Consider the following 20,085-nt stretch of genomic DNA (forward strand, 5'->3'; position numbering starts at 1 on the left):
GAAAATGTTGTTTTCCTCTTATGAAACCGAGACATTTAAAAGCGCCTTTTTTGTGGCAAGAACGTCGTCCTTGTATACAAGACGGCATTCTCTATGTTCCTAATTATTATTTTGAACATGAACTGTTCTCTGCAAACTGTTGGCGAAAATTTTTGGGGAACAATGTTTCTATAGCATGTGAACTGTGCTCAGGAAATGGTGATTGGGTCGTGGCTCAAGCAAAACAAAATCCTGAAACACATTGGATAGCAGTGGAGCAGCGTTTTGATAGAGTAAGAAAAATTTGGTCAAAGATGACCAATTATCATATCCATAACTTAAGAATTGTTTGTGGAACAGCACAAACTTTTTTTCGTTATTACGTTCCTTCTACAGCCTTAGAACATATTGTTGTAAATTTTCCAGACCCTTGGCCAAAGTCTCGTCATCACAAACACCGCCTTTTTCAACCCGCATTTGTACAGGAAATTTTTAGGGTTTTACAAGACTCCGCAGTACTCGCGTTGGCCACAGATCATAGAGGTTACTTAGAAGAAGCCATAGAAGTTATAAAAATTAATCTAATGCCAGTAATAAAAACACCACATTATCAAAAGATAATAGGGAATTATGGAGAGTCGTGGTTTGAAAAACTCTGGAGAGAAAAAGGAGAAGAAATTTTTTACACAGAATTTGTAAAGAAACTGGGATATAGCTGACTTGAACAGCTGACCTTCACGATGTCAACGTGACGCTCTAACCAACTGAGCTAATACCCCAAATCTGGCACTATGGTATCTAGAAGATAGTATCTTGGCAATAGGCTTGTTCATGTTTAAACGACCAACTTTATTCACTGGGAATATGGTACATCTATCTCATCAGATTTTTCGTGAAATTATAGTTCCTGGAGATATCGTTATTGATGCTACCTGCGGCAATGGTAAAGATAGTGTGGTTTTAGCACAGCTACTCCAAGGGGCAGGTAAACTCGTTGCCTATGACCTCCAAAAGAAAGCCTTAGAAAATGCTTCGGCGCTTTTTCAAAAATGTCTTTCGCATAAAGAGAGGGCAATTATCGAATTAAAAAAAACCTCTCATGAAAAGATTTCAGAACAGGGAGCAAAGCTCATACATTACAATCTCGGTTATCTTCCTAAAGGAAATAAAGCAATCACAACCTTAGAAACAACAACAAAAGCAAGTTTAGAACGTGCCTTCAACTTAGTTGCACTCCAAGGTTTGATTACTGTTGTGAGTTATCCTGGACATGAAGAAGGAGAAAAAGAAACTGTAACTCTTAAATTCTTAGCAGAACGCCTAGACCCAGCATTTTGGCAAGTGAGCTTATTTTATGTTATGAACCGAAATAAAGCACCGCATTTATTTGTATTTCAATCTCTTAAAAAGATGGTGGGTTAGGAAGGCAAACGATAAGGAATAATACGAATTTCTTTTTTGAGATCTATGCCACGAGTTTTTAAAGTAGATTGAATGACCTGTATCAACTCTATAACTTCTTGTGCAGTCGCTCTTCCGGTATTTACAATAAAATTGCCGTGCAGTTGAGATACCTGTGCACCTCCTACACTCAATCCCTTCAACCCCGCTTCGTCAATAAGTTTTCCTGCAGAAATTCCTTGGGGATTACGAAAAATACAGCCTGCTGAAAACTGTGTATAAGGCTGAGTTGATAAGCGATGTTGAAGAGAACATTTGGATTGATAGAAAGCAGAGGGGTCTTTAGAAAGCTCAAAAGTTGCTGATAAAATAAACTCTCGATTGCTATGAAAACGTGACGATCGATAGCTAAATTCTAGCTTATCCGACGTGTAAGATTGAATTTCTCCTTGAGCATTAATCGTTTCTACATGCTTAACCACAGAAGCTACCTCGTGTTTTAGAGTGCCAGCATTCATAAATATAGCGCCTCCAACAGAACCAGGAATTCCTATGGCAAACTCTAATCCAGAATACCCATGGCAAATGGTAGATTTACCTAAAGCAGAAAAAGAAAGTCCGGAATAAGCTTTAACATAATTATCAGACAGGAATTCTTTACCGTGGATTGCATTATAAAGAACAAAACCATCGAATCCCCGATCATCAAATAGACAATTTGATCCTTTGCCTAGGATGATAAATGGGTAGTCTATAAGATTTAAAAAACGAATCACCTCACATGCTTCATCAACAGAATACACCGCTTTAAAATAATTTGCCGGCCCTCCGATGCGAAATGTAGAGTACTTATTTAGCCAAACACTGCGGCGGACAGAAAAAGGAAAATGTAGGGTAGAAAGTTCTTTCACTTTTGAGAATCTCTCAAATATTAATTAGCTGGGCAGCAAATTAAGGAGCTGTCAATATACAGGGTAGGTTTGGGTAGATTAAAGATATCATTTAAAACTGCGTGAATAAACGGACAAGCTTCTAAATAACTAAATTTTTTAATCAGACGAATAGCTTCTGCAATTAGAATCGCAGCTTGGATAGGTTGACCGTAAAAATATTCAAATAGAGTAAGTTGTAAAATATTTTTTTCCATCAAGTTAAGTTTTTCAAAAGACTTGCTTTTAATAACACTACGAATAAGTAGATCCAATTGAGGCGCTTTTTCTAAAATTTGTTTTGCATAATTTAAAGCAGCAAGAACATGTTTTTGAGCTACAGCAGCCTCTGTCATTAACAGATGCACTAAATTGTCTTCTGTTGAAGGAGCCATATCTAAGGCATAGAGCATCTGCAGTATAATTTCTCGCATTTTTTGTTGCGGCAATGCTCGTGAAAGCGAAACATAGGACCCTAAAGATTTTTCAGGAGTCGGTGTAACCATGATGAACACCTAAAAAGTAATTAAAGATACCAATTCAGCTGCTAAGGAGGTCCTTAACTAGATAGTTATGAAGAGAAAATAAGAGTATCTATTAGAAAGTTTTAATTGCAACAAAAAATTCTTAATTCAAAAAAACATATTTTTTTGAGACTGACGGCTTATTTCTTGCTAAAAAAAAGGAAAAAGTTTTGTTATTCTGAGATTTTTTTTAATTTACCGCAGAATCTAGAGTTGTCTTCAAAGAGGGGGATTTCCGTTGCTTTTCTTTTTACAATACCCTAAGATAACGTTCCTCTTGTCTAGATAGGTAGAAGATGGTTAATGTTCCTTCTCTGGGAGAAATAGTGGCCTGTGATTACGGTGATCGTGTTAAAGAGAAATCGGGATAGAGTGTGGCATTAAATTTCAAAATCAATAGGCAAATACGAGCTTCTAAAGTCCGTTTGATTGGTTCCGATGGTGAGCAATTAGGGATACTCAGTATTAAAGATGCTTTTGAATTGGCAAAAGAAGCCGGTCTGGATTTAGTGGAAGTCGCTTCAAATAGCGAGCCTCCTGTGTGTAAGGTCATGGATTATGGTAAATACCGCTATGATTTAACAAAAAAGGAAAAGGATAGTAAAAAAGCACAACACCAGGTGCGTGTTAAAGAGGTAAAACTTAAGCCAAACATTGATGACAATGACTTTTTAACTAAACTAAAGCAAGCGCGTTCTTTTATTGAAAAGGGAAATAAAGTAAAAATCACATGTATATTCCGAGGTCGAGAATTAGCTTATCCAGAACATGGTTTTAAAATTGTTCAAAAAATGAGTCAAAGTTTGGAAGATATCGGTTTTATCGAAGCAGAGCCTAAATTAGCCGGCCGTTCTTTAATTTGTGTAGTTGCTCCAGGAACAGTAAAAACAAAGAAAAAACAGGAAAAGTCTTATGCCCAAGATGAAAAGCAATAAATCTGTGGCCGCACGTTTTAAATTGACGGGTTCAGGCCAGTTAAAAAGAAATCGTCCAGGGAAGAGACATAAATTGTCGAAAAAGTCTTCACAGCAAAAACGTAACTTATCGAAGCAACCTTTAGTAGATCAAGGTCAGGTAGGTATGTATAAGCGCATGATGTTTGTCTAACAATAAGGAATTTTAATCGTGGTGAGAACAACAGGTTCAGTAGCTTCTAGACGCCGTCGTAAGCGTATATTAAAACAAGCTAAAGGTTTTTGGGGGGATAGAAAAGGACATATTCGGCAAAGTCACTCTTGCGTGATGAGAGCTATGGCATTTAATTATATGCATAGAAAAGATCGTAAAGGAGATTTTCGAAGCCTATGGATAATGCGTCTTAATGTGGCTTCAAGAATTCATGGTTTATCTTATAGTCGTTTAGTCAATGGCTTAAAACTTCTCGGGATTTCTCTAAACAGAAAAATGCTTTCAGAGATGGCTATTCATAACCCAGAATCTTTTGGAGAAATTGCAGCTCAAGCTAAAATGGCCTTGCAAGCCGCAGTATAGGGACAAGGTTTCCTATGAATATTAAAGAGGAACTTGAAATTACAAAACAGCACTTTTGTAATGAGCTGAATCAAGTACACTCTTCTAAAGAACTCGCCGATCTTAAAGTGCGGTATTTAGGGAAAAAAGGTGTTTTTCGTAGCTTTACAGAACAGTTAAAAGACTGTTCGAATCAGGAAGACAAACCTGAATTGGGCGCTTGTATAAATACTTGTAAAACTTACATAACAAATCTTATTGAAAAAAAAAATCAGGAGATTCTCTCTTCAGAAGAAGCTATAGACTTTTTTCAAGAAAGAATAGATGTCACCCTCCCTGGAGAGCCCCAATGGGTCGGGGGTAGGCATATTATAAAAAAACTTCTAGACGATATTGTAGACATATTCGTCCATTTGGGGTTTTCTGTTCGAGAAGCACCTAATATTGAATGCGAAGAGAACAATTTCACTTTCCTTAATTTTACTGAAGATCACCCTGCTAGGCAAATGCATGATACATTTTACCTAGATCCAAATACAGTATTAAGGACTCATACTTCTAATGTGCAAGTTCACGAGATTAAAAAACAAAAACCACCAATAAAAATTGTTGCCCCAGGTGTATGTTTTCGAAATGAAGACATATCTGCACGTTCACACGTGATCTTTCATCAGGTTGAGGCTTTTTATATTGATCGTCATGTAACTTTGTCTGATTTGACAGCAACCTTGACAGCTTTTTACCATACCTTCTTTAAAAGAAAAGTAGAACTACGCTTAAGACACAGTTATTTTCCCTTTGTTGAGCCTGGTATCGAAGTTGATGTTTCTTGTGAATGTCATGGAACGGGTTGTTCTCTTTGTAAACATACGGGATGGTTAGAAGTCGCTGGAGCAGGTATGGTCCATCCTCAAGTTTTGCGTAACGGAAATATTGATTCTGAAGTTTATTCAGGGTATGCTATGGGCATGGGAATTGAAAGATTAGCCATGCTAAAACATAGAATTCCCGATATCCGTCTTTTTAGTGAAAATGATATAAAATTTTTGCAACAATTCTCTTAAGGAAGAATGGCAGAGCGGTTTAATGCACCTGTCTTGAAAACAGGAGACCTGAAAGGGTCCGGGGGTTCGAATCCCTCTTCTTCCGTCTTTTTTTATAATTAACTAGCTAGTTGTTGTTAATTATTGTTTTTATGTAGTTTGCATATTTATTTTTTTTGTTAAGTGTTGTTTAAGTTTTATTTGTTATTAGAAAATAATTGATAACTAATTAGTTTTTTTAATAAATTAGAAAAACAATCTAATAAAATGTTCTATTTTTTTGATTCCTTCTAGGAAAGGGGGAGAAATGACAAGGCCTCGCCATAATTTTGAGCAGGCATTAGAAAATTTAGAGAAATTGAAAAAAATTTCTTTTGGTTCTTCTAATGACGTCTATCTTGATCTTGATAATCCTGCGTATCTAAAGATACATAGGGATGCTAGGCCTATTTTAGAGATGAAAGAAGCTTTAAAGAATGTCGAGGAATATTTATATACAATGAGTTTTTCTTCTAAAAATCAAGCAGATAAGGTTCTACGAGAATCAGATTTTCTTATTGCTGGAGTACAGAATGTCTTCTCTTTTTTAGAAAATCATGAAAGTAATCTTTATTATTCGCTAGCTGAGGAATATTCCCAAGTCAATAAAGCTTATAGTAAGGTTCTAACCAATTTACATCAAAAGACTTTTGTTTATTCCAAAGAGGAGGAACAAAAAGAATTTGATGGTCTTGAAGAACCAGAGCACTTTTTAAATAACCTCGTTGAAGTAAAGAAAGATCGTTCTTATGAACTTTTTTACATGTTGGATGAGGAAAACAAACGATTTTATAGCGATACGCTAGCGCAGATTATTTGTAAGCAAAATAAGTTACACGAAACTGTCCATGAAGGGGATCCTCTAACAAAAACTCTGCTTTGGAATAGTAATGAAATTAAAAATACAGCCTCTTTTCTTATTTTTAACAACGACATGTCTCTGAGGCTTTTCTATCAGCATGCTTTAAGCCAATTGGATATAGAAGCAGTATTAAAGGTCCACAATGCTGTGATGGCATTGTTCTTTTCAAGGTACGAAGCAAATGTTGTTTATACTAACCCTAAAAAGAATAATCTTCTCTACTTTAATGATTTTCTGTTGTTTTTAAGAGAGACCTGGCAAGTCTTAAATAATCGAGCTTACACAACTTCGCAAGAACAAAAACAGGCAGAACTTCTTGCCTTAGCTTTAAGTGTAGGGATTTTTGAAAATAGACTCGTTTTTGAAGAAGTTGCACATTATCTTTACTTTCATATCCACACAAAGCTATGTCTAGACGAGGAAAAGAAACCTCTTTCTTCCGGACAATACATTACAGATACTTACGATGAGCTTCACCGTTTGTTTGCTCAATATCCCAATGGTCCTGTTTTCAAAGCTATTGATAGAATCTTAGAATCTGAATCTAGAGTATTCGATCCTATGATTTTAGGAATACTCCCCAGCTTAGAAGGTACATTAAAGCGTGGAGAACAGACCATAGATATTATACGTTCTCCAAGCCCCGTTTCTCAGAGTTCTATACTTTATGCAAATTGTAATGAAGAGTTTTTGGGTTTTCTTCATGGTAAAGCAGGGCGTGGTGAAATTTCTTTAATTTTGAATATACAAAATCGTATATCAAGAAAAGAAAAAGCACGGAGTCGTCTTTTGGAGGAAGTCATAGAACAAAAGGAGGATACTTCTTTTGCTTATATTGTTTCTTTTCCTGAACCTGAAGAGCTTCTTAACAATATCGAAACTATCCATGGGGATATTGAAACTTTTGCTACATTTTTCTCCGTCTTAAAAGAAGAATTTCATAAACCTTTGACAACCTCTTCATTTTTTCTTTCGAAAGGACTAAAAGAAGCCATATATTCGTTTTTGGAAGACAGCTTACACGTACTTAAAGATGTGTTTTTTGCTAAGAAGAAGATTTTATTTAAAAATGATAAATTTTTACTTCTTCATCTTATTTCCTATCTGCTTGTTTTTAAATGCATAGAAATCATCAATCCTAGCACTCTCATGGTAATTTCTAAAGATGGTTTGGACTATGCTTCAGTATTCGTAGCAGGTTTTGCCTTTTTTTCGAGAGACAATCCTTGGGATGAGCATAGTTTGAAATTACTTCTTACAAAGATTCTTGCTCCTACTTTAGTCGCTAGGGATCGATTAATTTTTGCTTCGCATATAGAGATTTTTAGCAAATTTTTAAATTGCCTAAAAAAAAACCGCCACAACCTCTCTACAATCAAAGCTTTTTTTAATCACGACATTGAAAGTTGGAAGTTCGTAGGCTATCTTAATGAGTTTATTGAAGCTTCGTATAAGCATAACTTGTAAATGTAATCAGAATGATTAAAGGAAAAATCATCACAGGTAGAGTAGGAAGAACACTACTATTTGACAAAACAATACCGGCTTTTAAGAAAACAAAGAAAATATTTATGGTACCTAAAGGAATCAAATAGGCTAGTGTGATTGTTGGGGTTCTCGTGAATCTTAAAGAAAGGTAAGCAGCAAGAATAATCGCAGCCATACAGGCAAATGGCGAAATTAATAAGTAATAGAATTGTGAAAGAAGAGGTAAAATACGCTGCGGTACTTTTGTATTTAATCCTATACCTGTAGCATTCCAAGGAATAGCTCGGCAGAATTCTGAAAGACGGTTTTTGTTTCCCGCAGAGAAAAATTTAGAAAAAGGGTTATCATAAAAACTAAATTCAATATCGGGGAATTCTTTCATATCGAAAAATTCCTTAAGCTCGACTTGCCCTAAATCATTCGTGGAAAATTCTACTACATTCAAACCAATAGGTAAGGAGGGAGTAGTGAAAGCTAGTTTTTCTATAGTATAGATGGTGGTCGGATCTCTAATCCAAAATACACTATTCAGTGTAAAAGTCTTCTGTTCAATCGAAGAATACAGTAAGACAGTTTGATCTTTGAGATATAGAGCAGGCACTTTGGCTTCTTGTTTACGTACACCTCGGTCCATTTGCTCTTTAGTAATAGAGATTCTCTCACACATTGGGTATAACCATTGAAAATTCGCATAGAGTACGAGAGTAATAAAGAATCCTGAAGTAATCAGAGGTCGTGTTAAAGATTTTAAAGAAAGACCAGAGGCCTGTAATAGAAGTATTTCTCTCTTATTTTGCATGGAAAAGAGAGTTAACGTTGTTGCTACAGCAATAAGCTGAGGAATTAAGAATTCCGCTTTCAATATAATTTGTGCTGAATAATACAGTATGGAAAACTTCAGCGAAACTATAGAAATAAAAGACGTTGTATTTCCTTTTATTGCATGTAGAGAATAATGTATAGAGGCATAGAATAGAAAGGCTAATAAGATAAGAGAAGTGAGGGCAACCCAAAACTTAGTGAGTAAATGGCGTTTCCAAATCATCATAATTTATACGTACCCTCGATTTTCTCGATAGGCTCGATAGGTAAAAACCACCCAAGAAACTAACTGAGGGATAACAAATAGCATAAGAGCTAAGGGTAAGGTTTTTATATTCTTCCCCACGATCAGTAAAACAAGATCTAAAACCGGAAAAATACAGTATAAAGCTATGGATTTACGGAATCTTGGTTTGTGAATTCCTAGAACTATACCTACGTAGGTCAGGGTGATGCATAGAAGTCCTATAGCTATCCTACGTAAGGTTTCAGGTAGGTGGGCATGGTTTAGCGATTGTTTAATCAATTGTTTCCAGGGAAGGTAATCTGTTCGTGTTTTCATATAAGATTTACCTGCGAATAGTGTTGAGGTTACCTTAGGAATAAGCAATTCATCAAGAGTTTCAATATAAAACTCATTTGTAGAAGAAGAATGTTCAGCTAGGTTAGGAGGAAGTTTTGAAATAAACACAATGTTCTTAGCTTGTACAGTATCTTTAGCTATATTGGGAACGATGGTTTTAATAATTCCTATGTCGGAGATTTCTTGATTTCTTTTTAGTGCAATAATGACATTATCAAATTTGCTTTTACCACAATAATCTACCGCAATGAAGATGCGATTATTCTCCTTCTTTTGAAGCGTTTGAAGAAGAAGAGCCGGAGAAGTCATAGCCATATTGGCAATTTCTTTGCAGGTTTGGTAGCGGCAGATAGAGGCAAGCTCTGAACATGTATAGAAATTTAAACAACAGATCGCTCCGGAAATGATTAGGACAGGAAATATAATGATTCTTTGAGAAGCTCCAGAAGCACGGAGGAAAGTCATTTGGTTATTGTCTGAGAGTCCTCTAAATAAAGTAAAAGCAGAGACAAAGCAGGCAATAGGAAGAATAAAAGGAAGAAGGTAAGGAATCTGATAAGCTGTTAAACGTAGAATCGTAGGCGGTGGGACATCTTTGGCAATATAGGCAACAATTTCTTGTAAGGAGCTGATAATGGAAATACAGATCAAACCTAGGGCACAAAAAGCTATTGTTTTTAAATAACGGAAAATTAGAACTTTCCATAAAATAGGCATAGCTTACCTGGGATTAAAGTTTCTTGGAGATTACAAAAAGAATGGTGACAACAACGGCTTGGCCTACAAAATCTCTAACAATCTTATTTTTTGTAATATGGATATCTGTTAAATTATGTTAGCTTCTTGTTTACTTTATGATGATAAGCGATTGAAGCTTTTTTTTTCTTCTTTGGATATAAAAAAAAATTACTTACTTGCTTTATCAGGCGGGAGTGATTCTCTTTTTCTTCTTTATTTACTTAAGGAGCGTGGGATTACGTTTACCGCTGTTCATGTAGATCACAGTTGGCGGTCAACATCTGCTATTGAAGCTAAAAATTTAGAGGCACTATGCTTGCGAGAGGAGGTCCCTTTTGTTTTGAGTAGTTTAACTCCTACAGAAAAAGATATCCATAGGGAGAATTCCGCACGTAAACAGCGGTATGCCTTTCTTTGTAAGCTTGCTCGCCAAGAACGCTTTGGGGGAATTTTTCTCGGTCATCATGCTAATGATCAAGCAGAAACCGTGTTAAAGCGTCTATTAGAAGGCGCGCATTTGAGTAATCTTAAAGGTATGACAGAGACTTCATCCTTTCAGGAGGTTTTGTTGTTTCGGCCTCTATTGCACCTACCAAAGAGTGTGTTAGTTCACGCTTTGCATATTGCTGGGATTTCTTATATACAAGATACTACAAATGAAGATGAACGTTATTTGCGAGCACGCATGCGGAAAAAACTTTTTCCTTGGATTGAAGAGGTCTTTGGCAAGAATATTACTGCTCCATTACATACTTTGGCAGAAGAGTCTAAAGAATTAGCGGATTATATGGAGAAACAGGCAGAACCTTTTTGGTCTGCAATAGTTTATGAAAGTGGTCAATGGGTTTTTCAATTTCCTGAAGATTTGATATCACAAATTTTTTTAGCAAAATGGATGCTGAAAAATTTTTTTTATAAGGCCGGAGTGATTGTTTCAAGGCATTTTTTGCAAATGATTTATGATCATCTTTCTTGTGGTTCTTCGGCATCTTTGCGTATGCGAAATAAAGCAGTTATCGTAAAACCTAGAGTGGTAATGATAGAGTAGAAAGTATATACTCATTATGTTCTCGATGGAATGAAAGAGTTTGAGGAACCTTAGGTCATTGTGTTAGTGGCTTTTCATGTTTTTTTATTTTGATGTATGTTTAATTTTCTTTTTTTAAAAACAAAATAATAAAAATATGTTATATTTTAATAATTACCTGTCTGATTGATTAGCGTAGATGTGAAGTTTATGTCGAAAGATAAAAAAATGAAACCGGAATCAAAAAAAAATTTTCCCACAGTCTTTTTTTTTCTTCTATTTGGTGTGATTTTTGGTGTCATTGCCGTTCAAAATTTCTTAATGGGTAAAAAGGCTAAGGTAGGTTTTAGTCATCAAGTAGAACATCTAGTTAATTTACGCCTAATCGTCCCTGAAGAGAGTCGAAAGACAGCATTAAATGACAATTTAGTTTCATTTGGTGGACGTTTTCGTGAATCACAAACAGCAGAAGGTCAGCTACGCTATCGTTATTTAGAACTGATAGATCATGGACATCAACTGGATTTTGATATTCAGGAAGCAGAAAAAATCTTAGCTAATTTAGGTAAAGAGGTTACGAGCTCTGTTCTGTGGTTTGCAGCAATTTCAGGTTCTCCAATTCCCGAACAGGGATATACAATTGCGTATCGTACTGAGGGCGCCGGGTCTACATTGGAGCCTTTAATTATTACGGGACCAACAAACACGCAGTTGATCAATTTACATTCTTTAGAAGAACGTTATCAGATGTTATCACGATCTAAAGAAGGAATTCGCACATATGGTTCGGATTTATATGAGTTAATAGGGAAATATCTTTCTCCAGCTTTAGGCATTGGTTCTGAAACTCTGAAACGAGAACTTAAAGATTTATATCAACAGGTAGAGGTTTCTTTAACTCAAGACATCGCTTCTGAAGAAGCCTATACCCTCTATGGACAAATACTCTCTAGGTTACAAGAGATTTCCTCTTCATTAGTTTTATCTGATAATAGCGAGCGCTTTGCTCAGTTACGCTCCGTACGCCTTTATCGAGAAGAGCGTACTAAGTATACTAAGTTAGTGGAAGACCTCATTCTTAACCAAGCACAGTTAGAAAAGCTCCGTGGGGAATTGAATCAAGCTGTATGGTATTTTAATAATCAAGAACTCTCTTCACGGGCACTAGAGAAACAAGACTTTGAAATCTTTGGCCATTGGTTTGCAGGTGCTAAAGAAGAATGGGCTGCTTTCAATTCTAACCGGTCTTTAATTTTTAAGGCTCCTGACCAACCGCGTAATTTGGTTTTAGAGAAAACCTTTAAAAGTCAGGAACCTTCCCCTCATTATCTTGGGTATTTATTTACCTTTCTTCCCATTATTTTAGTCCTTATTTTTGTTTATCTTGTCTTTTCTCGTCAGGTACGAGGAATGAATGGTTCAGCAATGGCTTTTGGTAAGTCTCCAGCTCGGCTATTGATGAAAGGTCAAAATAAAGTTACTTTTGCCAATGTTGCTGGCATTGAAGAGGCTAAGGAAGAACTTATTGAAATCGTAGAATTTTTGAAGAATCCAAATAAGTTTACAAGCTTAGGGGGAAGAATTCCCAAGGGTGTATTGCTAATCGGGCCTCCAGGTACAGGGAAAACCCTAATTGCAAAGGCAGTTTCTGGAGAAGCCGACCGACCCTTTTTCTCTATAGCAGGTTCGGATTTTGTTGAGATGTTTGTTGGTGTAGGAGCAAGCCGTATTCGTGATATGTTTGAACAGGCAAAGAGAAATGCTCCCTGCATTATCTTTATTGATGAAATTGACGCTGTAGGACGTCATCGTGGCGCAGGTATTGGTGGTGGTCACGATGAACGAGAACAAACTCTTAATCAGCTGCTTGTTGAGATGGATGGATTTGGGACAAACGAAGGTGTTATTCTTATGGCTGCTACAAATCGTCCCGATGTTTTAGATAAAGCGTTATTACGTCCCGGACGTTTTGATCGTCGTGTTGTTATGAATCTTCCTGATATTAAAGGTCGCTTTGAGATTCTTATGGTGCATGCTGAGAGGATTAAGCTCGATCCAACTGTTGATCTTATGGCAGTGGCTCGTAGTACTCCAGGTGCTTCAGGAGCTGATTTAGAAAACTTATTGAATGAGGCAGCATTATTGTCAGCACGTAGGGATCGTACTGCGGTTACTGCTGTAGATGTCGCCGAAGCACGTGATAAGGTTCTTTATGGTAAAGAACGTAGAAGTTTAGAAATGGATGCTGAGGAGCGTAAAACTACAGCGTATCATGAATCTGGCCACGCTGTAGTGGGTTTGTGTGTCCAACATAGCGATCCTGTAGATAAGGTTACAATCATCCCTAGAGGACTATCTTTAGGAGCTACACATTTTCTTCCAGAAAAAAACAAACTCAGTTATTGGAAGAAAGAACTTTATGATCAGCTTGCTGTTCTTATGGGAGGTCGTGCTGCAGAGGAGATCTTTCTCGGAGACATTTCTAGTGGGGCTCAGCAAGATATTGCTCAAGCTACCAAATTAGTACGTAGCATGATATGCGAATGGGGAATGAGTGAGCAGTTAGGTAAGGTTACCTATAACGAACGTTCTGATGGATCCACAGGCTATGGCATTTATCATGAAAAAAATTATTCAGAAGAAACAGCAAAAACTATAGACGCCGAACTTCGTGCTCTTTTAGATGCTGCTTATCAAAGGGCTTTAGGAGTCATTCAAGACCATCGTCAAGAAGTAGAACTTATGACGCAAATGCTTATCGAATTTGAAACTCTAGATGCTAAGGATGTGAAAGAAATCATGGACCATTCTTGGGATCCTGAAAAGAAAAGAGCCCGCCTTAAAGAAGAAGGTATGCTGTTTAAGAAGTCTTCTGATGATCTCCCTCCTCCACCCCCACCACAAGAAGACTCATTGAAGAATTCTGGATTGGGGCTTAACATGACACAACGTAGTTCGGATTGAACGATGTTATGCAAAAAAAAAAGCTAATTTCTACTGTTAGAAACTAGCTTTTATTCTTAAAAAGATAATTTTATTTAAAAATTATTTTTACTTTCTGTAAAAGTAGCTTTATGGCTTAACTTGAATTGACCTTTTTCATTGATGCTGAGTAGCTTCACATCAATCATAGTCCCCTCTTTGACGACATCATTGATGTCTTCTACTCGTTGTCTGGAGAATTCAGAGATATGGCAAAGCCCTTCTTTTCCGGGAAGGATTTCTACAAAAGCTCCAAACGGGACTACAGAGGTAACGCGACCACGGTAGATTTTACCAACTTCAACTTCCCCAACTAAACCTTCGATAATTTCTTTGGCTTTGTTGATGGCCGATGCTGAAGATGCTGAAATACTAACAACTCCTAAATCGTTAATATCGATTTGTACACCAGTCTCTTCAATGATCTGGCGTATCTGTTTCCCCCCAGGACCAATGACGGCAGCAATTTTTGTTGGTTTAATTTGCATAGTTTCAATACGGGGGGCATATTGTGAAAGATGGGGTTTGGGAATAGCAAGAGTCTTTCGCATTGCCTGTAAGATTTCTTGACGTCCTTGCTTTGCCTGAGCTAAAGCTATTTGCATAATGCTAGAAGTAATTCCTTCTACCTTGATATCCATTTGGAATGCTGTAATGCCTTCCATACTTCCTGCGATCTTAAAATCCATGTCTCCAAGGTAATCTTCTAGACCAGAAATATCGGAAAGAATAATCGCACCTTGATCGTCAAGAATTAATCCCATAGCGATTCCTGCAACAGGAGCTTTGATGGGAACACCTGCATCCATAAGAGCAAGGCAACCTCCACAAATCGAAGCCATAGAAGAAGAGCCATTGGATTCTATAATACTAGATTCTATGCGAATAGTATAGGGAAACGCTGTAATGTCAGGTAATACATAACTTAAAGCTTTTTCAGCAAGTTTTCCATGACCGATTTCTCGTCTTCCCGGAGAACCAATTCTCCCGACTTCTCCTACAGAAAAAGGAGGAAAGAAATACTGTAAATAAAATCTAGAAAGCCCTTCGCCATTCAAATCTTCATAACGCTGGGCCATAGCCTCACTGCCTAGAGTGCATACCGCTAAAGCTTGTGTTTCTCCTCGAGTAAAGAGACAACTTCCATGAGTGCGAGGTAGAAAAGCATCTTCAATAGTGATGGGACGAATTGTTCTTATTGAACGTCCATCTACACGCATCTGACGTTCGCGGATGAGCTTGCGCATCGCATTAGATTTTAAAGTCTTGTATGCGGATTTAATGTTGAACGATGAGAAAAGTTCATTGTCACTTTCTAATTTCTCTAAAACCTCTTTTTCAAGTTGTTGTGAAGCTACCTCATGACTTTTTTTCTCTGTAATATTAAAAAGTGTAGTAAATTTGTCTTGGACACATTCTTCTACGGCTGATAAAACTTCTTTGGGAAAGGGAGAAACAGAAGTGAAGTTTTTAGGTTTTCCTATTTCTCCTTGCCAACTCTTTAATTTTTGACAAATAGTGATAATGTATTGGTGACCGAATTCTATAGCTTCTAAAATTTGTTCTTCAGTAAAGAAGTTGCAATGACCTTCAATCATTAAAATGGCGGTCTCTGTTCCTGCGATTATAAGATCTAAGGTAGAAGCTGCGCTTTCTGTTTTTGTGGGATTAATGATCCAACGATTATTGATCCAACCAACGCGCACACCGGCAACAATATTATTTTGAGGTATATCAGAAATAGCAAAAGCCGCTGAAGCTCCACAAATTGCTAGGGGATCAGGTAAAGTTTGCCCATCATATGACCAGACATAAGATAATACTTGAATATCTTGCATAAGTCGAGGGGGCATAGAGGGGCGTAGAGAACGGTCAATAAAACGAGAAATTAAAATTTCTTTTTCAGTAGGACGTCCTTCTCGTTTTATAAATCCGCCTAAAGTTTTCCCTATAGAAGAAAATTTTTCTTGATAATCTACTCGAAAGGGAAGAAAATCCATGGCTTCATTCAAGTCTGCCGAGCAGACGCTTGTGAAGACACAAGTTTCCTCTGAACGAACAAGAACAGCACCATTCGTTTGACGGGCGATTTTCCCTGTTTCAAATACTAATGTTTTACCCTTTTCAAGAGTAATAGAGATAATTGCAAAGGTCATGAAGGGCTCCTACTCAGTAGTCTGGGGAAAAATAAAATTATTTACGTAAATTTAAGCGAGTGATTAAATTTTTATATCTTTCTGTGTCCGTAGAATTCAAATATTCTAGAAGTTTTCTTCTTTGGCCAACGAGCTTGAGAAGAGCCAAACGAGAATTTTGATCTTTAGGAGATCTTTTAAGATGTTCTTTTAATTCTGCGATATGTTCAGTTAGAATGGCGATTTGAACATCAGCTGATCCTGTATCTTTCTCATGAAGTTGAAACTTCTTAGTGATTTCTTCTTTAGTTCCTTTATCCAAAGACATTGGATGTCTCCTTAAAATAATTACCGCAAAGTTAATTATACTTGAGCACATGGTTAATGTACACCTTTTGGTAAAGGTAGGTTGTTTTTTTATCAGCAAGCAAAAATCCAAGGTTGTTTATCTGGTTCAGATGGCTTTATAAAAGGTTTTTATTGATTTCTTAGTTATTGTAATTTTTTTTATCCTCGAATGGAAAATGTTATTTAAGGCTGTTTAGTACAATGTGTGTAGATGAAAACAAAGATATATTTTTTATGAATCAAGCTTTGAAAGAGGCTCATAAGGCTTATAACGAAGGTGAAATTCCTGTGGGTTGTGTGATTGTTAAAGAAAATAAAATAATTGCTCGTGCGCATAATACTGTAGAGCGGTTAAAAGATCCAACAGCTCATGCTGAAATTTTATGTATAGGGATGGCTGCCGATGCTGTGGATAATTGGCGTTTGGCGCATACTGTTCTTTATTGTACTTTGGAACCGTGTTTAATGTGTGCAGGTGCAATTCAGTTAGCTCGTATTCCTAGGATAGTCTGGGGAGCTCCTGACTTGCGTCTAGGGGCAGGAGGGAGTTGGATGAATGTTTTTATTCAAAATCATCCTTTTCATACAGTCTTGTGTTCTCCTAGTGTATGTGTTGAGGAGGCCGAAGGGCTTATGAAGCAATTTTTTATAGAAAAGCGTAAAGAAAAAAGTGAAAAATAAAATTATAGAATTATTGAATCAGCTTTATGAAGATCAGAAAATCCGACTTCAAAAAATAGGGGAAGAGATTCTCCCTAATTTGACATCGGATGATTTATTACAACCTATGGATTTTTCTGAATTAGAAGAAAATTCTTTTTTTCGTTTTGAAGAGGGAGTCTTGTCTGGAATTGGTGAGGTTCGCGCAGCTATTTTAGCTTTGTTTAAACATCAGAATTAGCTTTACAGAGAAGTGATGTAGGGGTTAGGAATTTTTTCTTTTTTGCAGAAAAATATACTGAGCACAAGAGAAAGAATAGTTGCTAAGAATATGAAATAGGCACCAGAGAAGATAAGAATGCAGAAATAAAAACCTAGGATTAGAAGGAAACCCCATTTTTTTGCAAATGTTAAAGGAGTGGGGCCAAGTTGAATGCGCTTTTCTGCATCGAGAAAAACGTGGACAAGTACGAGAGCACAAATGAGACTTTCAGGACCAAAAAATACTTGTGTGCTATGAAATAATTTCATCAATCCCCATAGAACCGTCCCTATAATTAAGATTTGTCCTACGATGAGTGTGAGCAGACTAAATGCGCCAAGTTTGCGCATAACGTGATTTGTAGCTTTATAGAAAAAAAGAAAATCGAGTGTATTACGTATAAGTAATCTTTGGGTAATTTCCCAACTCTGCTCTTGATGCAAAGATAGGGAATCTGCAGTGATTAGAGGATACGTGATAAATTGCCAGAAATAGTGTTTTTGTATTCCCTTTACGGATAGAGCTAAGGTTTCTAATACGCCTGGAATACAAAAAAATTTATTCATCATGTAGGCAATAAAGGGAGCGCTGCAGGAAGTGACAAAGATTAAGAAAGGCAGTTGCTTCAGAACGCGTCTGAGAAAAGGCAATTTATTATGTTTATCAGGGAAAATCACTCGCATGGGAAAGGCTTTACCTACAATCTAGGAGTAAAACTCTTATAGTAGAGAACAGCTTGTTTTATTAGAAGTCCATTATCCAGAGGATGCCGAGGTGGTTAAGTTTGCTTTAATAGTGAGTTCTGCTAACCCGGAGAGTATGCTATTGGCTGCTTGTAAAAGTTGCATGGATTCTGTGGAGGTGGAGTTCGCGGATTTTTGGTTTGCCTGGGCTCTTTGTTGTGCGGAAGAAAGTTCTTGTTGGATCAATTGACGGTTAGCTGAGACTTGCTGGTTTGCACTTTGGTACGATTGGATTTCTGATTGGTTACTATATTCATCCTCTGTATCGGGTTTTTTTTTGAGGTCAGGGACTTTAAGTAGGGGCAAGTTGAGTAGTTCTTTAGTTTTTTGTTGTTGTACCGTGGTATTATCTTGTAAAACCGCCATGATAGATTTGCCAAACTCGGTTGTAGATATGGAGAGTTGAAGCATAACAGATATGCAGAAGTAGATTGCGGATAGTTTATTGATGTTAAGGGTATCAGAAACTACTTTTGTAGAGGCTGGGATGACTGGAGTCACTTTTTTTATTGTTGAACTAGGTATTGTTGGTAAAATCATAGATGTATTTCTAGTTAAATGTTAGCAATTAAACTGACAATTTGTGAGAAGGTTTGTATTAACGCCTGTCCTACTTGCAATGATTGTTGGATAATGTTGTTGTTGGTATTTAAATTACTGGAGATGACTTGTGCTCCGTTTCCTAATCCAGAAATTTGGTTTTGCAAAGCTTGTCGAGAAGCTCCTACAGCTTGGTTTTCAGACTGCACATTCTGCAAATAGGTAGAAGAGTTATCTCCTAGTTTGTCTTTAGGAATACTAATGTATTGGTATAAGGCCTCTTGGTTGTTCAGGTAAGTTTGAGCAGAGGAATTGGCTTGTAATTCTTGGGCAATGATGGCTAAGTTGTCTTGGGATATTAATACGGACTGATAAACATAATATACAGTGACCACCAGAGGATTGGAGTCTTTCGCAAATTTTGCGATGATTTCATCTGCTGTTGCTGTGTTCGGGCCTCCTGTAATTGGAGTTCCTGGTACGGTAATGGTACTATGTAAGGATTGTCTTTCAGATAGAGGATGAATCCACATAATTTTGACCTAGTGTATTTTTGTTTAAAGGTTTTTAGAGGTTTTTAGGTGATTTTTGTTATCCTAAGGGTTTATTCAATTGGTTTACGGTGCTTCCTATAGTGTTTGTTGTTTTTAGAAAGGCAGAATCTTGAGAGGACAATTGTTGAATAATATTAATGTTTGTAGAGGCGTGGGAAAGAATAATTTGTCCGTTTTGTCTTGTTGTAACCAATTCGTCTTGAATATTAGATCTTTGTGCTGAGTAGTTTTGGTTTTGGTTTTGTACGCGAGTAATTTCGTCTTCTTTTGCTCCAGCACTTACTACAGCAAACGTAATTCGATTAGTTTCTTGGTTTAATTGTTGTTGAATATTAGTATTGTCATTTAATTGTTGTGATTGAGTCAAAACTGTTTGTTGTCGAATTTCAATTGCTTGTAAAAGAAGTTCGTAAATGCTAAAGAGTAAGGCTCCGATAGGGGGTGTATTCAATGGATCCAAGGGAGGAAGAGTAGAATTTGTTACTGTAGTTGCTGGGAGAGGAGTAATTCCTGTTGTTGCTATCGACATAATAATTTTTTTAGTTTTGATTAGTTTTATTTTAACAGGAAAAAAATCGTTTTTAGAATAAAATTTTTTTGTATTTTTATATTAATAGTAATTAAGTGTTTTATTTTTAATAACGAGAAAAAGTAATAATTTGGAATTTCTTAAGGAATAAAAAGGGCTTGTTATCGATCACTAGCGGTAGCTTTTGCGACTTCTCTGGTGTTGTGTAATAAATCTTTGGGTTTAGTGAGGAGAAGAAAGTGTCTGAAAATGAGTGTGACGACCATGTAAAAGCTTTCGAAAATGAAATAAGTGCCTATGTATTGGTGACTTGCGGGAGAGCATCTTCTGATGGCAAAATGCAGGTAGAGATGACTTATGAAGGGGAACCCGCTGTGATCAGTTATTTGTTAACAAAAGCTCAAGACTTTTTAAACGAGCCTTAAAA

General features: G+C 36.7%; 22 protein-coding genes and 2 tRNA genes. 13 read left to right on the forward strand and 11 right to left on the reverse strand.

The annotated features are described in order from the left end of the window. The first annotated feature begins 20 nt into the window (after window positions 1-20). Window positions 21-698 (forward strand): tRNA (guanine(46)-N(7))-methyltransferase TrmB, encoded by a 678-nt coding sequence (locus tag Cs308_RS02920; protein WP_066482370.1) that lies wholly within the window; start codon window positions 21-23, stop codon window positions 696-698. Here the strand turns inward: Cs308_RS02920 and Cs308_RS02925 are convergent. Beyond that, window positions 685-758: transfer RNA gene (locus Cs308_RS02925), tRNA-Val, on the reverse strand. The two genes, Cs308_RS02920 and Cs308_RS02925, sit on opposite strands and share 14 nt — an antisense overlap. A 52-nt stretch (window positions 759-810) precedes the next feature. Here Cs308_RS02925 and mnmM point away from each other — a divergent pair. Further along, window positions 811-1,401 (forward strand): tRNA 5-(aminomethyl)-2-thiouridylate-methyltransferase MnmM, encoded by a 591-nt coding sequence (gene mnmM, locus Cs308_RS02930; protein WP_066482372.1) that lies wholly within the window; start codon window positions 811-813, stop codon window positions 1,399-1,401. Here the strand turns inward: mnmM and murB are convergent. Both murB and nusB read right to left on the reverse strand, forming a co-directional pair. Then, window positions 1,398-2,291 (reverse strand): UDP-N-acetylmuramate dehydrogenase, encoded by an 894-nt coding sequence (gene murB / locus Cs308_RS02935; RefSeq protein WP_066482373.1) that lies wholly within the window; start codon window positions 2,289-2,291, stop codon window positions 1,398-1,400. The two genes, mnmM and murB, sit on opposite strands and share 4 nt — an antisense overlap. Window positions 2,292-2,311: 20 nt before the next feature. Beyond that, window positions 2,312-2,815, reverse strand: a complete 504-nt coding sequence (gene nusB, locus Cs308_RS02940) for a transcription antitermination factor NusB (RefSeq protein WP_066482378.1) — start codon at window positions 2,813-2,815, stop codon at window positions 2,312-2,314. 392 nt (window positions 2,816-3,207) lie between these two features. On the opposite strand from nusB, the gene infC reads away from it, so the two are divergent. From infC to Cs308_RS02970, 6 genes are all read left to right on the forward strand, one after another. Further along, window positions 3,208-3,768: a translation initiation factor IF-3 gene (gene infC / locus Cs308_RS02945; RefSeq protein ID WP_066482380.1), complete on the forward strand. Its 561-nt coding sequence runs from the start codon at window positions 3,208-3,210 to the stop codon at window positions 3,766-3,768. Further along, the gene (gene rpmI, locus Cs308_RS02950; protein WP_066482383.1) at window positions 3,746-3,940 is read left to right on the forward strand and encodes a 50S ribosomal protein L35; all 195 of its coding nucleotides are present in this window, start codon (window positions 3,746-3,748) and stop codon (window positions 3,938-3,940) included. The genes infC and rpmI overlap by 23 nt, the downstream gene beginning before the upstream one ends. Window positions 3,941-3,958: 18 nt before the next feature. Beyond that, entirely contained in the window at window positions 3,959-4,324 is a 366-nt protein-coding gene (gene rplT, locus Cs308_RS02955) for a 50S ribosomal protein L20 (protein WP_066482386.1), read from the forward strand. A gap of 14 nt (window positions 4,325-4,338) precedes the next feature. Next, window positions 4,339-5,367: a phenylalanine--tRNA ligase subunit alpha gene (gene pheS, locus Cs308_RS02960; protein ID WP_066482389.1), complete on the forward strand. Its 1,029-nt coding sequence runs from the start codon at window positions 4,339-4,341 to the stop codon at window positions 5,365-5,367. Further along, a tRNA-Ser gene (locus Cs308_RS02965) sits at window positions 5,368-5,452 on the forward strand. A 201-nt stretch (window positions 5,453-5,653) separates the two neighbouring features. After that, window positions 5,654-7,714, forward strand: a complete 2,061-nt coding sequence (locus Cs308_RS02970) for a calcium-binding protein (RefSeq protein ID WP_066482391.1) — start codon at window positions 5,654-5,656, stop codon at window positions 7,712-7,714. Here the strand turns inward: Cs308_RS02970 and Cs308_RS02975 are convergent. Together Cs308_RS02975 and Cs308_RS02980 are read right to left on the reverse strand one after the other, a co-directional pair. Beyond that, window positions 7,683-8,783 (reverse strand): LptF/LptG family permease, encoded by a 1,101-nt coding sequence (locus Cs308_RS02975; RefSeq protein WP_066482393.1) that lies wholly within the window; start codon window positions 8,781-8,783, stop codon window positions 7,683-7,685. The genes Cs308_RS02970 and Cs308_RS02975 overlap by 32 nt on opposite strands. Before the next feature lie 3 nt (window positions 8,784-8,786). Beyond that, window positions 8,787-9,857, reverse strand: coding sequence for an LptF/LptG family permease (locus tag Cs308_RS02980; RefSeq protein ID WP_066482395.1), 1,071 nt, complete (start codon window positions 9,855-9,857; stop codon window positions 8,787-8,789). 112 nt (window positions 9,858-9,969) lie between these two features. Here Cs308_RS02980 and tilS point away from each other — a divergent pair, with 112 nt between their 5' ends. After that, window positions 9,970-10,926 (forward strand): tRNA lysidine(34) synthetase TilS, encoded by a 957-nt coding sequence (gene tilS, locus Cs308_RS02985; RefSeq protein WP_156506730.1) that lies wholly within the window; start codon window positions 9,970-9,972, stop codon window positions 10,924-10,926. Between the two features lie 189 nt (window positions 10,927-11,115). Then, on the forward strand, window positions 11,116-13,869 hold the full coding sequence (gene ftsH, locus Cs308_RS02990) for an ATP-dependent zinc metalloprotease FtsH (RefSeq protein ID WP_066482400.1): 2,754 nt from the start codon (window positions 11,116-11,118) through the stop codon (window positions 13,867-13,869). 74 nt (window positions 13,870-13,943) lie between these two features. Here the strand turns inward: ftsH and pnp are convergent, their stop codons facing one another. Continuing rightward, the gene (gene pnp, locus Cs308_RS02995) at window positions 13,944-16,043 is read right to left on the reverse strand and encodes a polyribonucleotide nucleotidyltransferase (RefSeq protein ID WP_066482402.1); all 2,100 of its coding nucleotides are present in this window, start codon (window positions 16,041-16,043) and stop codon (window positions 13,944-13,946) included. 37 nt (window positions 16,044-16,080) lie between these two features. Further along, entirely contained in the window at window positions 16,081-16,350 is a 270-nt protein-coding gene (rpsO, locus tag Cs308_RS03000) for a 30S ribosomal protein S15 (RefSeq protein WP_010883633.1), read from the reverse strand. Between the two features lie 221 nt (window positions 16,351-16,571). Here rpsO and Cs308_RS03005 point away from each other — a divergent pair, with 221 nt between their 5' ends. Both Cs308_RS03005 and Cs308_RS03010 read left to right on the forward strand, forming a co-directional pair. Beyond that, on the forward strand, window positions 16,572-17,051 hold the full coding sequence (locus Cs308_RS03005) for a nucleoside deaminase (protein ID WP_066482404.1): 480 nt from the start codon (window positions 16,572-16,574) through the stop codon (window positions 17,049-17,051). Further along, window positions 17,041-17,271: a hypothetical protein gene (locus Cs308_RS03010; RefSeq protein ID WP_066482405.1), complete on the forward strand. Its 231-nt coding sequence runs from the start codon at window positions 17,041-17,043 to the stop codon at window positions 17,269-17,271. Before Cs308_RS03005 ends, Cs308_RS03010 begins: the two co-directional genes overlap by 11 nt. 2 nt (window positions 17,272-17,273) lie before the next feature. Here Cs308_RS03010 and Cs308_RS03015 read toward each other — a convergent pair whose 3' ends face one another. The 4 genes from Cs308_RS03015 to Cs308_RS03030 form a co-directional block, all read right to left on the reverse strand. Further along, window positions 17,274-17,975 (reverse strand): hypothetical protein, encoded by a 702-nt coding sequence (locus tag Cs308_RS03015; protein WP_066482406.1) that lies wholly within the window; start codon window positions 17,973-17,975, stop codon window positions 17,274-17,276. 72 nt (window positions 17,976-18,047) lie between these two features. Continuing rightward, on the reverse strand, window positions 18,048-18,575 hold the full coding sequence (locus Cs308_RS03020) for a CT847 family type III secretion system effector protein (protein WP_066482409.1): 528 nt from the start codon (window positions 18,573-18,575) through the stop codon (window positions 18,048-18,050). A 14-nt stretch (window positions 18,576-18,589) separates the two neighbouring features. After that, entirely contained in the window at window positions 18,590-19,108 is a 519-nt protein-coding gene (locus tag Cs308_RS03025) for a DUF720 domain-containing protein (protein ID WP_066482411.1), read from the reverse strand. Window positions 19,109-19,166: 58 nt separating this feature from the next. Next, window positions 19,167-19,658 carry a DUF720 domain-containing protein gene (locus Cs308_RS03030; RefSeq protein WP_066482413.1) on the reverse strand — a complete coding sequence of 164 codons (492 nt, stop codon included), beginning with the start codon at window positions 19,656-19,658 and terminating at the stop codon, window positions 19,167-19,169. Window positions 19,659-19,897: 239 nt separating this feature from the next. On the opposite strand from Cs308_RS03030, the gene Cs308_RS03035 reads away from it, so the two are divergent. Further along, complete coding sequence (locus Cs308_RS03035) at window positions 19,898-20,083, forward strand: hypothetical protein (protein WP_066482414.1); 186 nt, start codon at window positions 19,898-19,900, stop codon at window positions 20,081-20,083. Window positions 20,084-20,085: the final 2 nt, after the last annotated feature.

The organism is Candidatus Chlamydia sanziniae, from assembly GCF_001653975.1.
Lineage (GTDB): Bacteria > Chlamydiota > Chlamydiia > Chlamydiales > Chlamydiaceae > Chlamydia > Chlamydia sanziniae.

Bases quoted from the DNA above. Each gene is read 5' to 3' on its own strand.
- Cs308_RS02920 (WP_066482370.1), top strand. From the start codon at position 21: ATGAAACCGAGACATTTAAAAGCGCCTTTTTTGTGGCAAGAACGTCGT.
- mnmM (WP_066482372.1), top strand. From the start codon at position 811: ATGTTTAAACGACCAACTTTATTCACTGGGAATATGGTACATCTATCT.
- nusB (WP_066482378.1), bottom strand. From the start codon at position 2,815: ATGGTTACACCGACTCCTGAAAAATCTTTAGGGTCCTATGTTTCGCTT.
- rpmI (WP_066482383.1), top strand. From the start codon at position 3,746: ATGCCCAAGATGAAAAGCAATAAATCTGTGGCCGCACGTTTTAAATTG.
- pheS (WP_066482389.1), top strand. From the start codon at position 4,339: ATGAATATTAAAGAGGAACTTGAAATTACAAAACAGCACTTTTGTAAT.
- Cs308_RS02970 (WP_066482391.1), top strand. From the start codon at position 5,654: ATGACAAGGCCTCGCCATAATTTTGAGCAGGCATTAGAAAATTTAGAG.
- Cs308_RS02975 (WP_066482393.1), bottom strand. From the start codon at position 8,783: ATGATGATTTGGAAACGCCATTTACTCACTAAGTTTTGGGTTGCCCTC.
- Cs308_RS02980 (WP_066482395.1), bottom strand. From the start codon at position 9,857: ATGCCTATTTTATGGAAAGTTCTAATTTTCCGTTATTTAAAAACAATA.
- ftsH (WP_066482400.1), top strand. From the start codon at position 11,116: ATGTCGAAAGATAAAAAAATGAAACCGGAATCAAAAAAAAATTTTCCC.
- pnp (WP_066482402.1), bottom strand. From the start codon at position 16,043: ATGACCTTTGCAATTATCTCTATTACTCTTGAAAAGGGTAAAACATTA.
- rpsO (WP_010883633.1), bottom strand. From the start codon at position 16,350: ATGTCTTTGGATAAAGGAACTAAAGAAGAAATCACTAAGAAGTTTCAA.
- Cs308_RS03005 (WP_066482404.1), top strand. From the start codon at position 16,572: ATGTGTGTAGATGAAAACAAAGATATATTTTTTATGAATCAAGCTTTG.
- Cs308_RS03015 (WP_066482406.1), bottom strand. From the start codon at position 17,975: ATGCGAGTGATTTTCCCTGATAAACATAATAAATTGCCTTTTCTCAGA.
- Cs308_RS03020 (WP_066482409.1), bottom strand. From the start codon at position 18,575: ATGATTTTACCAACAATACCTAGTTCAACAATAAAAAAAGTGACTCCA.
- Cs308_RS03025 (WP_066482411.1), bottom strand. From the start codon at position 19,108: ATGTGGATTCATCCTCTATCTGAAAGACAATCCTTACATAGTACCATT.
- Cs308_RS03030 (WP_066482413.1), bottom strand. From the start codon at position 19,658: ATGTCGATAGCAACAACAGGAATTACTCCTCTCCCAGCAACTACAGTA.